Here is a 13,619-nt window from a genome sequence, read left to right as displayed (position 1 = left end):
TCGCACGTTGCTGTCGAATACCGGAAAAGTGCTCGCAAGTCCCGTGTTTCAAAGCTGTTTTCTGGCGCAAGGACTGTGTTACAGCATTCTGCTGGTGTTCAATATCGTCGGGCCGTTCATGGTGCAGAACACGCTTCATCAGCCGCCGACGTTCTTTGGTTATCTCGCGTTGGCAATCGGCCTGATGTACTTTCTCGGCGGCTTGTCGAATCGCTTGCACGGGCCGCGCTTTCCTACGCCCGAAGCGCGCTTGCGAATCGGTTCGCGTTTGATGGCGGCCGCTGCGATCGTGATGTTGCTGCTGTCGATCATCGTCGGCTTGCGCGTATGGACGCTTTCTCTGCCCGTGCTCGTGATGGGCTTCTGCGCCGGTGCGATGTATCCCACGTTAATGGCTAAAGGGAATTCACTGTTTCCGCATATCGCAGGGTTGACCGCTGCAATTCTGGGCTGCGCGTTGCTGCTCGTGTCTTCTGTGATGATGGGCGTAGCAGGCTTTGTTTCCGTGCAGATACTTTTCCCGCTGGCCGTGTTTTTCGTGGCGCTTGCGTTTATCGTCGTCGTGATGGTTTCGTTCTTGTTGCGGCATCTGGAAAAGCCGCAGGCGGCGGAGTTTCCTGCTACTGCTCGTTAGCATTGCAGTAGCAGAAAAGTCCTTTAGCGCTGAGGCGCGCCGTCCCACGCCGGAATCGTCGCGCCATGATAAACAGCGAGAATGGACGAAGCCACATTCGCCTGCTGATAACTCTCGACAATCGTCTTTACCCACGGCGCTTTAGCGTCTTTGGCGTTCACCGCAATAAAATTCCGATACGGATTGGACGGCACTTTCTCTTGCGCAATCCGTTCTTGCGGAATCTGAATGCCTGCCTTGATCGCCCAGTCGGTATTGACGACGGCTGCATCCAGATCGCCGATTGCGCGGCCTACGATACCTGCATCGAGTTCCTTGATTTGCACATGCTTCGGATTACTCGCGATATCGCGCGCCGTAGGCAACAGGCCCACGCCATCGCGCAGTTTGATTACGCCATTCGCCTGCAAAAGCAATAGCGCACGGCCTTCGTTGCTCGGATCGTTCGGCACGCCGATGGCGGCATTCTGCGGCAAGGCATCGACGGATTTCCACTTGCGTGAATACAGTCCGATCGGCTGAACATACGTAAAGCCAACCGGCACGATTGCGTAATGACGCGCCTGAATTTGCGCATCGAGATAAGGCTGATGCTGAAACGAATTCGCGTCGAGATCGTGTTGCGCGAGGGCCTCGTTCGGCTGCGTGTAGTCGGCGAATGTCGTGACCTTGACCGTGATGCCGTGCTTCGCCGCATTGGCCGCGACGGTGCGCCAGACGTCTTCGTCTTCGCCTGACATGATGCCTACGCGCACGGTCTGATTCGCCGCATAAGACGGCTGAATGCTTAAAGCACCGCATGCCAGTAGTATCGAAAGCAAAGTGGATTTGATCTTCATGATGCGCACGCACGCGAGTTGAGAGAAGCGTGATGCTAGAGGCGCGCAAGGCCTGCGCCAAATAATATCGAGCACTATTCATATGCTGCGTTGAAACGCATATCGATATCACGATTCCTCGTTTAGCCGCGCAAAGTCGCGTTGCTAAGATCGGCGGACCTATCATTAGCTTTACGAGGAATTCGTATGTCGCGACCTATCGATTCGTCCCGCCGCCGTGCGTTTGCGAAACTCGCTGCGCTAAGCGCTGCCGCAACGGGTGCCTTCAGCGGCACCATCGCACGTGCTGACGATGCACCGAAGACGCTTCGCATCGGCTATCAGAAGTACGGTAATTTCGTCGCGCTTAAGGCGCGAGGATCGCTCGAAAAGCGGCTTGCGGCGCAAGGCGTCAGTGTGCAATGGCTCGAATTTCCCGCTGGTCCGCAATTGCTCGAAGGGTTGAATGCGGGCGCGGTCGATGTCGGCACGGTAGGCGAAACGCCGCCGATTTTCGCGCAGGCCGCAGGCGTCGATTTTGTCTATGTCGCAAGCGAGCCGCCCGCGCCGCATGCCGAAGCCATCGTCGTGCCGAAGGACTCGGCCATTCGTTCGGTCGCGGAGTTGCGGGGCAAGAAAGTGGCTTTAAACAAGGGTTCGAATGTGCATTATCTGCTGGTGGAGGCGCTGAAGAAATCGAAGCTCGCGTGGTCGGATATTCAGCCCGTCTACCTCGCTCCCGCCGATGCGCGCGCCGCCTTCGTTCAAGGCAGCGTCGATGCGTGGGCGATCTGGGACCCGTATCTTGCCGCCGTCGAACGCCAGACTGGCGCGCGCCAGTTGACCGATGCAAACGGCATCGTGCGTAACGTGCAGTACTACCTGGCCACACGCAAGATAGCGTCAGGACAACCGCAACTCGTCAAGGCTTTGCTGGAAGAACTGAATCAGGTCGATGCCTGGGCGCGCGATAACGTGTCCGCAGTCGCGGCGCAACTCTCGCCCTTGGTCGGACTCGATGCAGGCACGCTCGAAACCGCGCTCAAACGCACGTCCTACGGCGTGCAGCCGATTGCGCCCGCCACGCTTACGTATCAACAGCAAATTGCGGATACCTTCACCGAACTTAAGCTGATTCCAAAGAAGCTCGACGTGACCGAAGCGCGCTGGAACGTCGCTTAGCAGAATCGCACACATTCTTAGCGTTAATCGATGGTTAGCCTGCCTTAGACGCGTCGCTAGACTCGTCGAAGGTGCAGGCGCGTCCGCATATTCCTTAAAGCATTAAGCATATAAGCATAGATACGACGATGAATGTCTTCTGGTTCATTCCCACGCATGGCGACAGCCGCTATCTCGGTACGCAGCAAGGCGCGCGCGCAGCGAATTACGATTACTTCCGGCAAATCGCCATAGCCGCCGATACGCTCGGCTATGAAGGCGTTTTGCTGCCCACGGGCCGTTCATGCGAAGACGCATGGGTGGTCGCATCGAGCCTGATTCCGGCGACCCAACGTCTCAAGTTTCTGGTCGCCATTCGTCCCGGCCTGAGTTCACCGGGATTGTCGGCGCGCATGGCATCGACCTTCGATCGTTTGTCGAACGGGCGCTTGCTGATCAACGTGGTGACGGGCGGCGATCCGAATGAACTCGCAGGCGATGGCGTATTCGAAAGCCACGATACGCGCTATGAAATCACCGATGAATTTCTTAGCATCTGGCGCGGTCTGCTGGAAACATCGCACGATAACGGCAGCTTCGATTTCGACGGAAAACACCTTAAATCGCAGGGCGGGAAGGTGTTGTATCCGCCGGTGCAAAAGCATCCGCCTTTGTGGTTCGGCGGTTCGTCGCCGGCCGCGCATGAGATTGCGGCCAAGCATATCGATACGTATCTGACGTGGGGCGAACCGCCCGCCGATGTCGAAAAGAAGCTCAGCGATATCCGCAAGCGGGCTGCCGCCGAAGGACGCGAGATCAAGTTCGGCATTCGCCTGCATGTGATCGTGCGCGAAACCGAACAAGAAGCGTGGGCCGACGCGGACAAACTTATCAGCAAACTCGACGATGAAACCATCGGCCGCGCACAAGCTCAGTTCGCAAAGATGGACTCGGAAGGCCAGCGCCGCATGGCTGCGCTGCACGGCGGCAATCGCGACAAGCTGGAGGTGTATCCGCATTTGTGGGCTGGCGTGGGTCTCGTGCGTGGCGGTGCGGGCACGGCGCTGGTAGGCAATCCGCAGCAGGTTGCAGGCTTGATGAAGCAATATGCGGAGCTTGGCATCGAGACGTTCATTCTGTCGGGTTATCCACATCTCGAGGAATCCTATCGATTTGCGGAACTCGTGTTTCCGTTGCTGCCGCGTGCACAGCGTGAACAGGCGAAAGGGCCGCTTTCGGGACCGTTCGGTGAAGTCATCGGCACGTCGGTGTTGCCGAAGGCTGCGTCGCAAAGTTGAGCTTGAACATGGTATCGAATAACACTTTGAAGCACGTTGGCGCGCGGGCGTTGCCGTGGATCGTGCCGCTGCTTATCCTCGTCGCATGGGAAGGCGCGGCGCGATCGGGCGGTTTGTCTGTGCGCGTATTGCCCGAGCCGCTCGCGGTCGTCAAAGCAGCGTGGACGTTGATTCAATCCGGCGAGATGTGGGCGAACGTGAAGGTCAGCGCGTGGCGCGCGATGGTGGGCTTTGCCATCGGCGGCGGCATCGGATTCGTGCTGGGACTGGCGACAGGCCTCTTCAAGCCCGCCGAAGTCGCGCTCGATTCCACCGTGCAGATGATCCGCAATATCCCCGCACTGGCGCTGATTCCGCTGCTGATTCTGTGGTTCGGCATCGGCGAAGAAGCGAAGCTCGTGCTGGTGGCGCTGGGCGTGTTCTTTCCGGTGTACGTCAACACGTATCACGGCATTCGCTCGGTGGATCGCGATCTGATCGAGATGTCGAAGAGTTATGGTTTGTCGGGCGTGGCGCTGTATCGGCATGTGATTTTGCCGGGCGCGTTGCCGTCCATTCTCGTTGGCGTGCGCTTCGCATTCGGGCTGATGTGGGTCATGCTGATCGTCGCGGAAACCATTTCGGCGCAATCGGGCATCGGCTATATGACGATGAACGCGCGCGAGTTCCTGCAAACCGATGTCGTAGTTGTCGGCATCCTGCTCTATGCGCTGCTCGGCAAACTCGCGGATATGGCCGCGCGTTGGATCGAACGCGTGACGTTGCGCTGGCATCCGGCGTATCAGGTGAACACGAAGGCGCAATCATGAATCTGATCGATGTCGAATCGTTCGCGCCCGCGTTGTTGAAAGACGCGGAACCGCTCAAACGTGCGCCGTCCGCACATGGCGATATCGCGGTGTCTTTGCGTGGCGTGGAGAAACGCTTCGGAGAGCGTACCGTTCTGGATAAGCTGGATTTCTCGATCGAACGCGGTGGTTTCGTGTCGATCGTCGGGCGCAGCGGTTGTGGAAAATCCACTTTGCTGCGCCTGATCGCCGGTCTCGACGATGCAACTCGTGGCACCGTGCAACGCCATGCTGCGCGCAACGGCGACGATTTGCAGGTGCGCATCATGTTTCAGGACGCGCGGCTGCTGCCGTGGAAAAGCGTGCTCGATAACGTGATGATCGGCTTGCCGCGAAATCGGCGCGACGAAGCGCGCGCGACGCTGGCGGAAGTGGGTTTGTCGGAACGCGAGAAAGACTGGCCATCGCAATTGTCGGGCGGACAGCGTCAGCGTGTGGCGCTGGCGCGGGCGCTGGTGCATCGGCCGGATCTGCTCTTGCTCGACGAACCGCTCGGCGCGCTCGATGCGTTGACGCGTATCGAAATGCACGGTCTGATCGAGCGATTGTGGCGCGAGCACAAGTTCACGGCGCTGCTGGTGACGCATGATGTGCAGGAGGCAGTTTCGTTGGGAGACCGTATCGTTTTGATAGAGGCGGAGCGTATCACGCTCGATACGGCGGTGCCGCTGCCGCGCCCACGTTCGCGCGTCATGCAAGGATTCGCGGAACTGGAAGAGCGCGTGCTGTCGCGTGTGCTGAATAAATCGTAAGCTCAGCACGCACTTTACGTCGAAACAAATGACGATAAATTGGTTCTCCGTCGGTGCGCTCGCATCGACAATGAAGGTGAAGATCTTCAAGGAGAATCGAACGTGAGTACGAATGTCACGCTGGTTACGGTTCCCGGTCTGCACGGCAGCGAGGGCGCGCATTGGCAGACGTGGCTCGAACGGCAGATGCCGGATGCGCAGCGCGTGGAGCAGGACGATTGGGACGCGCCCCATCTCGACACATGGAGCGATGCCGTGCGCGATACGCTCGCGCATATCGGCGGTCCGGTGGTGCTGGCCGCGCACAGCTTCGGATGCCTGGCGACAGCGCATGCGTTGACGCGTCACTCACGCGTCGCGTTGCGTGCGGATGTGCTCGGCGTATTGTTCGTGGCGCCCGCGAGTCCCTTCAAGTTTCGCTTCGCCGGTGCCTTCGACGCGCGCCGTCTCGACGTGCCGTCGCTGGTGGTCGGCAGCGTGACCGACCCATGGATGCCGATCGACGAGGCGCGAACGCTGGCGCAGCGCTGGAACAGCGCGTTCGTCAATCTTGGCGATGCCGGGCATATCAATACGGCGGCAGGTTTTGGTCCGTGGCCGCTGGCGAAGCACTTTGTCGAGACGCTGGCGAGGAGAGTGGGCGTTGAGCGGGATGAGGAGCGGTATGCGGTGCAGTTGAGTGCGTGAGCAGTTCGATCCATCACGAATAAAACGAAGCCTTCGGCATTCTGCCATTCAACGCCCAATCCCCCAATTCCCGCACTTTATAGTCGATCGGATCATGCAGCGTATGCACGCGCACATTGCGCCAAAATCGGTCCAGCCTTAAAGCAGCCGTAGTCGATCTTGCGCCCGTCACTTCGAACATGCGATTGGCCACATCCAGCCCCGCACGCGCCGCCGCGACTTTCGATGCCGCCACCGCAATCGCGGTCTCGCCACGCTCCGTTTCGGTCAGCTCGAGCCCGCGATCCCACGCTGCATCCAAAGTCTGCATGGCGCGTTCCGCGAGCAGACGCGCACCTTCGAGTTCGAGCCAGAAGTTGCCGTATTGCGCGAGCACGTACTGATCTTCCGAAGGCCGCGCGGCCGTCGATGCCATCCACGGCCGCGTCTGCGCCAGCGTCGCTTCACGCGCCGCCTGCATCGCGCCTTCGCCGATGCCGAGATAGATATGGCTCAGAATCGCCTGTGCGAGCAGCGGACGCAGACGCGCGAAGTGACTGGACAGCGGACCCGGATCGCTCAGCACTTCATCGGCGTCGATGCGCACGCGTTCAAAAATGACCGTGCCGCTGTCCGTCTGACGTTGCCCCATGTTGTCCCAATCATCGAGCACGGTAATGCCTTCACGATTCGTCGGCACCACGGCAATATGTAAGCGATCCTGATCATCATAAGCGGAAGCGAGCAGTCGATCGGAATCGCGTGCGCCGGAACAGAAGCTCTTGCGGCCATCGAACACGAAGCCTGCGCCGTCGTGCAGCGCGCGCGTGCCTTTATCGAGCGGATTGAGTGCATTGCCCCAGAACCAGCCTTGTTTTACCGTCTCACTCAACAGATGCCGGTTTTGCGCCGCGTTGCCGAACAATCGAATGGTTGCGAGCTGAAGATGATGGAACGCGAACAGATGCGCGAGCGAACTATCCACCTGCGCCATGCGGCGTACCACATCGAAAGTCACGGACCACGGCGCGCCGTCACCACCATGTTCGATAGGAATGCTCAGACGCAGCAGACCACTCTTGCGCAACAGATCGCGCTCGTGGAATGCGGTGCCGCCGGCCTTGTCGCGTGCGGCGGCGGTTTGCGCCCATTCGCGTAACACCGCATTCAGCGGTTCGGCCCACGCGGCGGTGTTGTGTCGATTATTCATCACGTTGTCTCGCATTGGATTCGTCAGAGCAAGAGCAAGAGTAACAGCGTCGCGCCATCTCCGGCACTACTAACGCTATAAACGCGATACTCTGCACATTTCCACGCGACCCATGCCGCCATGATTTCCTCCTACCGCTTGCCTTCGGGCACGAAGATCGTCGTGATTACCGCGCTGGTCGGGCTGGGCGCGGGCATCGGCGGCATGTCGCTGGCGCTGTTGCTGCATGCGGTTCAGCATATTGCCTACGGCTACAGCCTCGATACGCTGGTCGGGCGTGAATCGTTTCTGGAAGGCGTGACGGCGGCATCGCCCGAACGGCGGCTGATCGTGCTGAGCGTGGCGGGCGTGATTGCGGGTATCGGCTGGTGGTGTTTGTATCGATACGGCAAGCCGTTGATGAGCATCCGCAAAGCCGTAATAGCGGACGATCCGCGCATGCCGGTAATCAGCACGATCACGCATGTGGTGTTGCAGATCGTGACCGTTGCGATGGGCTCGCCGCTCGGCCGCGAAGTCGCGCCGCGCGAGATTGCCGCGTTATGGGCCGGCTGGCTGTCGCATTACGCAGGACTCACGCCCGCGCAGGCGCGCGTGATGGTCGCGTGCGGCGCGGGCGCGGGATTGGCTGCGGTCTATAACGTGCCGCTGGGCGGTGCCGTGTACGTGCTCGAAGTGCTGCTTTGCACCTTCGAATGGTCGATCGCCGCGACTGCATTCGCCACTTCTGCGATCGCGGCCATCGTCGCGTGGATCGGACTCGGCGATGGGCAGCAGTATCAGTTGCCCGTGCTGGTGTTCAATGCGCAAATCGTGGTTTGGGCCGTGATTACAGGGCCTTTGTTCGGTGCGGCGGCGTGGGCCTTCGTGAAAGTAACGTCCGCCGCGCGCGAGGCGGCGCCGCGCGGCAATGCCTTGCCCTTGCTCACCATCATCAACTTTATCGTCGTCGGCTTGCTGGCGATGGCGTATCCGCAACTCGTCGGCAACGGGCGCGGCGCAGCGGGTTTATCGTTCGATAACGACGTGACCGTTGGCCTTGCATGCGTGCTGCTCGTGTTGAAAGTGATCGTCGAAGTGAGCACGCTGCGCGCGGGCGCGGAAGGTGGGTTGCTCACGCCGGGTCTCACCAACGGTGCGCTGCTCGCCGTGATACTCGGCGGTATCTGGAACATGATCTGGCCGGGCACCACGCTCGGCGCATTTGCGGTGGTCGGCGCGGCATCGTTTCTTGGCGCATCGATGCAGATGCCCGTCACGGCGATTGTGCTGATGATGGAATTTACGCGCTTCAGCCAGGAGTTTTTGATTCCGACGGCGCTGGGCATTGCGGGATCGGTGGTGACGTATCGGGCGGTGGAGGCGTATGTGTCGCGTGCATCGGCGCTGCCGGGTGAGCCTACGAATGGTGTCGATGGGATCACGCCTTAAAAGCACGCTTTGTTCAGATGATAAGCATGTCAGAACTATGCACCGTTTCTGGGCGATGCAATGCAATGCAGAAAAGCTTGTTTGCCGAACTGTTTATGACGCTCTACGATGCTTTCATCGAACCTACGCGATGGAGCAAACCATGGCGCAATACTGGCGCAGTTTATTGGTGTCGATCGAACGAGCGCGCGAGCGCAAGCTGACGCGCGATGCGCAGCGTTATATGGGCGCGTGTTCATGCGAAACCGATGAATGCACCGATGCCGACCGGCTGGAGAATATCGCTGTTTATGCACGTGCCGGATACTTCACAGCAGATGCGGTGCAACTATCGGGCGAAGCGCCGCTGCATTGATGTCGGGCACGCTTACATCAAAGATGGCACTATGTTTCTCCGGATTTGAAACGGAGACAGCATGCTTATCAAACAATACGTGGTCGCGCTTCCTGCCGACTACGACATGTCCATCATCCGCAAACGCATCGCGGACAAGTCGGCGGCATTCGATACGTTGCCCGGTCTTGGCGCAAAGGTCTTTCTGATCCGCGAGCGCGGCGTTTGCGGTGCGCAGGCCAATCAATACGCGCCGGTTTATTTATGGCCCTCTATCGAGCCGATGTGGGGCTTTGTCGCCACCCATCTATTCAAAGGCATTCTCGATTCCTTCGGCTGGACGCCGATCCGTTCATGGCCCGCGTTCGCCTTCGCGCGCAATCCCGACGATACGGACTTTCACGCGGTACGCAGCGTATCGCGTGAAAGCATGCAGATTGCGCCCGAATCCGATCTCTCCGCACTACGAAGCGATGAAGTCGCGAAGGCGCAAGACGCCGTATCGAATCATCCGGATTTGATTGCGCGCGCCGTGGGCGTGAACATGGAAGACTGGACGCTCGTGCGCTTCGATTACTGGCGATGCGAGCAGCGCGATTTGCCCGCGGACGCGTGGAGCTACGAAGTGGTCCACGTTTCCGCACCGAACGTAGACACGCTCGTATCAGACAACGCACGTTAATCAGCCATCCGAAGTTAAATCCACTTCGCGCGCCGGAAGAAGCGGAACAGCATGATTTCGATCACCACGATCACCGTAATCACAATCGGATAACCATACTTCGAATGCAGCTCCGGCATATGCTCGAAGTTCATCCCGTAGATGCCGGCGATCATGGTCGGCACCGCGAACATGGCCGCAAATGTGCCTAAACGCTTGGTGATTTCGCTATCGGCGAGTGCGATCATGCCGAGGTTGACCTGAATGGCCGTAATGACCATTTCACGCCGTCCTTCGATTGCGCCGACAATGCGTTCCAGGTGGAAGTACACGTCTTTATAGTACGTCGTCATGCCTTCGCAGATACGCGGCACGCGCCAGCCCATCAGCTTGCCGACGCCTTCGAGCAGCGGGCCGACATGATGGCGCATCACCACCAGCCGCCGTTTGAATCGATACAACTCTTCGATGATCGCGCGCGCTTCGGCCTGTTCCTGCGGCCCGAAAATGCGGTCTTCCAGTTCTTCGAGTTCCGCCGTCATGGATTCGAGCACGTTGAAATAGCTATCGACGATATCGTCCATCAACGCATAGAGCACGAAGGCTGAACCTTGCTTGAGCAGCGGCGGCTCGCTTTCGCAGCGCTCGCGCACCTTCTTGAAGCCGTGCGCGGTGCGCATGCGGACTGAGAGAATATAGTTCGGACCGGCAAACACATCGACTTCACCAAAGTCGAGCGAGCCGTCTTCCTTGCGCTCGACGGTGTGCATCACCGCGAAGAGCGAGTCGTCGTATTCCTCGATTTTCGGCCATTGATGATGCGAGCGCACGTCTTCCACCGCGAGTTCGTGCAGGCCGAATTCTTCTTTCATCGCATCGAGTTCTGCGGGCTCGGGGTCTTTCAATGCGACCCATACGAAGCATTCCGGCTTCTGCACATAGTCGCTGATTTTATCGATGGTGATATCGCCGAGCTTTCGGCCGTCCTGATAGGCAACGCAGGCGATCAGCATGTTTTCGTCTCCTTGCATGAGGGATGGGAATGCGCGCCGCTGGCATCGTGCATGCGGCAATCGACGGTTTGATGACAGCGCGCTCCGTGCGTGCGCTTGCTGACGACACGAGTACGACGGTCTTACGAACGGCATGCAGATGGACCGGAAAGACTCGGTAATCACCGGGTAATCACTTATAAGCATTAGTAAGCCCTCGCGAAAACGGCGTTCTGCTCACACAATTCGCTGGACAAGCCTCGCTTCACAATGCACTCCATCGAATCATTTCTCATGGAGTGCAGAAGCATGAACGTCACCTCACCGACCACGCATCACATCCCGCAATCGTCCGCGCAATCGTTTCCGATCAAGCAACCCACTGACAGCGGCCCGACACCAACGGCTCCGGCCGCGCCCACATTGCCAAGCAATCCTTCGCATCTCGGCAATTTCATCGATACCACCGCCTGAGCGATCATGCCGATGCGTCTTGCTCATGCGCTGTTGCTCGCGCTTTTTGCGGCTTGTCCATTCGCGCTCGATGGCTGCGCGGTCGCGGCGCTGCCGTGCCGTTTGACATCGGCGACGCTGAAGATCGTGCCCGTTGTCGGTCACGCCGCCGCCGCACCCTTCGATACCTGCGCCAGTGCGATCGACTGATATGAAACGCTTACTCGTGCTCGCTTCTCTATGCGTTCCGATGCTCGCGTTTGCTCAGAAGCCCTACGCGTTTCGCGGCCTGCCTTTGGGCATTTCGCTCGATGAATTCAGGCATCAAACGCCCGCGCTCGCCATACCCGATGGCAGCGTCGCGGTCTGCGAAACGGATGCGGAAGCGGCTTCGCTCGGCATGAACGTGGCGGTGGGATCGAACGTGTCGATTGCGTGCAAATGGGCGCATCGCACGCAAGCGGGGTGGCAGGCGTCGCAGGCGATCGTCGATTGCGCGCCGTCGTTCGATCACGTGATGCGCTTCGCCGCGATGCCAGGCGAAAGCTCGCCGCGTTTGTATCGCATGTCCTTCGTGTTCGATTCACGCCTGGCCCGCGATTTCGCCGATGCACTCGCCGCGCGTTACGGTGCGGCGCGCGTGCAACGCAAGCATGGTTATGCGAGCCGTATCTGGGAGAACGCGACCAGTTCGATCACGCTGGAAGCCAACGAAGGCGCAGCGACGGCGCGCGTGATCTATCGATTGAAAGATCACGAAGCGTGGCTCGCGCATCTGAATGAACAATGGCGCGTCGCCGCTGCAATGGGGGAATGAATCGAATGAAAACGAGGTTAGTTGGTTGTACTGTGTTTATGCTGGCGGCGTGTTCGTCTTCGGGTTCACGCTCGATCGTCGAGATGCCGACCTTCGCGCCTACGGTTGCGCAGCCCGTGAACGTCAACACGCAAGGCGCAATTTTCCAGGCGGGCAACGCGTATTCGCTCTATGAAACGCCGCGCGCGCAGAAAGTGGGCGACGTGCTCACCATTCGGCTGGCGGAATCGTATCAGGGCAGCAACAAAGCAAATGCGGAAGCGAGCCGCGCGAGCAGTATCAGCGCGGAAGCGGCGGATAAATCGAGCGGTGCGGCGGCACGGCTGGCGCGCTTGTTCAACGTCGGATCGGCGAGTACGTCGTTCAAGGGCGAGGGCAGCACATCGAATATCAGCGCGATGAGCGGCACGCTGGCGGTATCGATTATCGGCACGTTGCCGGGCGGCAATCTCGTGGTGGCAGGCGACAAGGTGATCGCGATGGACGGCAATCAGGATCGCATGCGCTTCTCGGGTATCGTCAATCCGCGCGATATCGAGGCGGGAAATTACGTGGCATCGAACAAGGTGGCGAATGCGCGAATCGAACAGGCAGGCGTGGGCATGCTTGCGGATTCGACCACCATGGGCTGGCTGCAAAAGCTCTTTATGAGCGTGCTGACGTTCTAGGTTCTTACCTCGTCCGTATGCACGGCGCGATCGGCCGCAGCAGGATCGCCGTGCGGCACGAAGATATAACCTTGTCCCCAAACCGTCTGCACATAGCGCGGCTCGGAAGGATCGGTTTCGAGCAGACGCCGCAAACGCCATATCGATACATCCAGACTGCGGTCGCGATACGTAGTAGTACCACGCATACGCTCATTCAACTGCGCGCGCGTCAGCACGATCATTTCATTTTTTACGAGTATCTTCAGCATCGCGAATTCAGCAGACCGAAGCGCAATGCGCGCACCATCGCGGCGCAATTCACGCGCGGCGAAATCCACTTCGAACGGGCCGAAACGATAAGGCGCGCGCATTTCCGGCGCGCCGGGGGAATCGACGTGACGGCGGCGCAGCACCGAACGAATGCGCGCCAGCAACTCGCGCTGATCGAAAGGCTTGGAAAGATAATCGTCCGCGCCGAGTTCGAGGCCGATCACGCGATCGATCACATCCGAACGAGCGGTCAGAAGAATCACCGGAATATCTTCGCCTGCGTTGCGCAACTCACGCAGCGCGCTGATGCCGTCCTTGCCGGGCATCATCACGTCGAGCACGATCATCGCGGGCCGTTCCAGCTCGATACGCCGCTTCAGGCTCGCACCATCGTGCAGCACCGACACGGCGAAACCGTGATTCTGGAGGTATTCGCGCACGAGATCGCGCACGACGGGGTCGTCATCGACTATCAGGACATGTTGATTCATGCGGCGCATTCTATGTCGCAAAACGCGCTGTCAGCGATTCACGACAACTTTCCATTTCTTTCCATTACATCCGCGCGCGCCGCGCTCGCGTACGCTGCGGGCGTGGCGCGAAGCGTTGCGAGTTTTCGTAAGA

General features: G+C 59.3%; 16 protein-coding genes and 1 pseudogene. 13 read left to right on the top strand and 4 right to left on the bottom strand.

Annotation, left to right across the window (positions count from 1 at the left end; all coding sequences use genetic code 11):
* Window positions 1-634, top strand: a pseudogene (locus tag P7F28_RS30280) (Bcr/CflA family drug resistance efflux transporter); the annotation flags it as partial.
* 23 nt (window positions 635-657) lie between these two features.
* Here the strand turns inward: P7F28_RS30280 and P7F28_RS30275 are convergent.
* Entirely contained in the window at window positions 658-1,473 is an 816-nt protein-coding gene (locus P7F28_RS30275; protein WP_277188776.1) for a MetQ/NlpA family lipoprotein, read from the bottom strand.
* Between the two features lie 186 nt (window positions 1,474-1,659).
* Here P7F28_RS30275 and P7F28_RS30270 point away from each other — a divergent pair, with 186 nt between their 5' ends.
* The 5 genes from P7F28_RS30270 (at window position 1,660) to P7F28_RS30250 (ending at window position 6,198) form a co-directional block, all read left to right on the top strand.
* Complete coding sequence (locus P7F28_RS30270; RefSeq protein ID WP_277188775.1) at window positions 1,660-2,634, top strand: sulfonate ABC transporter substrate-binding protein; 975 nt, start codon at window positions 1,660-1,662, stop codon at window positions 2,632-2,634.
* 128 nt (window positions 2,635-2,762) lie between these two features.
* A complete protein-coding gene (ssuD, locus tag P7F28_RS30265; RefSeq protein WP_277188773.1) occupies window positions 2,763-3,911 on the top strand; it encodes an FMNH2-dependent alkanesulfonate monooxygenase in 1,149 nt (382 codons plus the stop codon).
* An 8-nt stretch (window positions 3,912-3,919) separates the two neighbouring features.
* Window positions 3,920-4,720 carry an aliphatic sulfonate ABC transporter permease SsuC gene (gene ssuC / locus P7F28_RS30260; protein WP_277188771.1) on the top strand — a complete coding sequence of 267 codons (801 nt, stop codon included), beginning with the start codon at window positions 3,920-3,922 and terminating at the stop codon, window positions 4,718-4,720.
* On the top strand, window positions 4,717-5,511 hold the full coding sequence (locus P7F28_RS30255; RefSeq protein WP_277188770.1) for an ATP-binding cassette domain-containing protein: 795 nt from the start codon (window positions 4,717-4,719) through the stop codon (window positions 5,509-5,511). The genes ssuC and P7F28_RS30255 overlap by 4 nt, the downstream gene beginning before the upstream one ends.
* Before the next feature lie 102 nt (window positions 5,512-5,613).
* Window positions 5,614-6,198, top strand: a complete 585-nt coding sequence (locus P7F28_RS30250; RefSeq protein ID WP_277188768.1) for an alpha/beta hydrolase — start codon at window positions 5,614-5,616, stop codon at window positions 6,196-6,198.
* Between the two features lie 13 nt (window positions 6,199-6,211).
* Here the strand turns inward: P7F28_RS30250 and P7F28_RS30245 are convergent, their stop codons facing one another.
* Window positions 6,212-7,387: an acyl-CoA dehydrogenase family protein gene (locus P7F28_RS30245; RefSeq protein WP_277188767.1), complete on the bottom strand. Its 1,176-nt coding sequence runs from the start codon at window positions 7,385-7,387 to the stop codon at window positions 6,212-6,214.
* A gap of 120 nt (window positions 7,388-7,507) precedes the next feature.
* Here P7F28_RS30245 and P7F28_RS30240 point away from each other — a divergent pair, with 120 nt between their 5' ends.
* From P7F28_RS30240 to P7F28_RS30230, 3 genes are all read left to right on the top strand, one after another.
* The gene (locus P7F28_RS30240; protein ID WP_277188765.1) at window positions 7,508-8,818 is read left to right on the top strand and encodes a chloride channel protein; all 1,311 of its coding nucleotides are present in this window, start codon (window positions 7,508-7,510) and stop codon (window positions 8,816-8,818) included.
* A gap of 142 nt (window positions 8,819-8,960) precedes the next feature.
* Window positions 8,961-9,173 carry a hypothetical protein gene (locus P7F28_RS30235; protein WP_277188764.1) on the top strand — a complete coding sequence of 71 codons (213 nt, stop codon included), beginning with the start codon at window positions 8,961-8,963 and terminating at the stop codon, window positions 9,171-9,173.
* Window positions 9,174-9,234: 61 nt separating this feature from the next.
* Complete coding sequence (locus tag P7F28_RS30230) at window positions 9,235-9,834, top strand: DUF4865 family protein (RefSeq protein ID WP_277188762.1); 600 nt, start codon at window positions 9,235-9,237, stop codon at window positions 9,832-9,834.
* 14 nt (window positions 9,835-9,848) lie between these two features.
* Here P7F28_RS30230 and corA read toward each other — a convergent pair whose 3' ends face one another.
* Window positions 9,849-10,826 (bottom strand): magnesium/cobalt transporter CorA, encoded by a 978-nt coding sequence (corA, locus tag P7F28_RS30225; protein WP_277188760.1) that lies wholly within the window; start codon window positions 10,824-10,826, stop codon window positions 9,849-9,851.
* 288 nt (window positions 10,827-11,114) lie between these two features.
* Between corA and P7F28_RS30220 the strand changes: the two genes are divergently transcribed.
* From P7F28_RS30220 to P7F28_RS30205, 4 genes are read left to right on the top strand one after another with little or no spacing between them, the layout of a single operon-like run.
* Window positions 11,115-11,279, top strand: a complete 165-nt coding sequence (locus P7F28_RS30220; RefSeq protein WP_277188758.1) for a hypothetical protein — start codon at window positions 11,115-11,117, stop codon at window positions 11,277-11,279.
* A gap of 12 nt (window positions 11,280-11,291) precedes the next feature.
* Window positions 11,292-11,468 (top strand): DUF6726 family protein, encoded by a 177-nt coding sequence (locus P7F28_RS30215; RefSeq protein WP_370467439.1) that lies wholly within the window; start codon window positions 11,292-11,294, stop codon window positions 11,466-11,468.
* A 1-nt stretch (window position 11,469) separates the two neighbouring features.
* On the top strand, window positions 11,470-12,075 hold the full coding sequence (locus P7F28_RS30210) for a hypothetical protein (RefSeq protein ID WP_277188756.1): 606 nt from the start codon (window positions 11,470-11,472) through the stop codon (window positions 12,073-12,075).
* Window positions 12,072-12,743 carry a flagellar basal body L-ring protein FlgH gene (locus P7F28_RS30205; RefSeq protein WP_370467438.1) on the top strand — a complete coding sequence of 224 codons (672 nt, stop codon included), beginning with the start codon at window positions 12,072-12,074 and terminating at the stop codon, window positions 12,741-12,743. The genes P7F28_RS30210 and P7F28_RS30205 overlap by 4 nt, the downstream gene beginning before the upstream one ends.
* Here P7F28_RS30205 and P7F28_RS30200 read toward each other — a convergent pair.
* Window positions 12,740-13,486: a response regulator gene (locus P7F28_RS30200; RefSeq protein ID WP_277188755.1), complete on the bottom strand. Its 747-nt coding sequence runs from the start codon at window positions 13,484-13,486 to the stop codon at window positions 12,740-12,742. The genes P7F28_RS30205 and P7F28_RS30200 overlap by 4 nt on opposite strands.
* Window positions 13,487-13,619 lie beyond the last annotated feature (133 nt).

The sequence above is a fragment of the Caballeronia sp. BR00000012568055 genome, assembly GCF_029439455.1.
Classification (GTDB): Bacteria; Pseudomonadota; Gammaproteobacteria; order Burkholderiales; family Burkholderiaceae; genus Caballeronia.
Note: the sequence above shows the minus strand (reverse complement) of the source record. Positions and strands in the feature narration are given on the sequence as shown.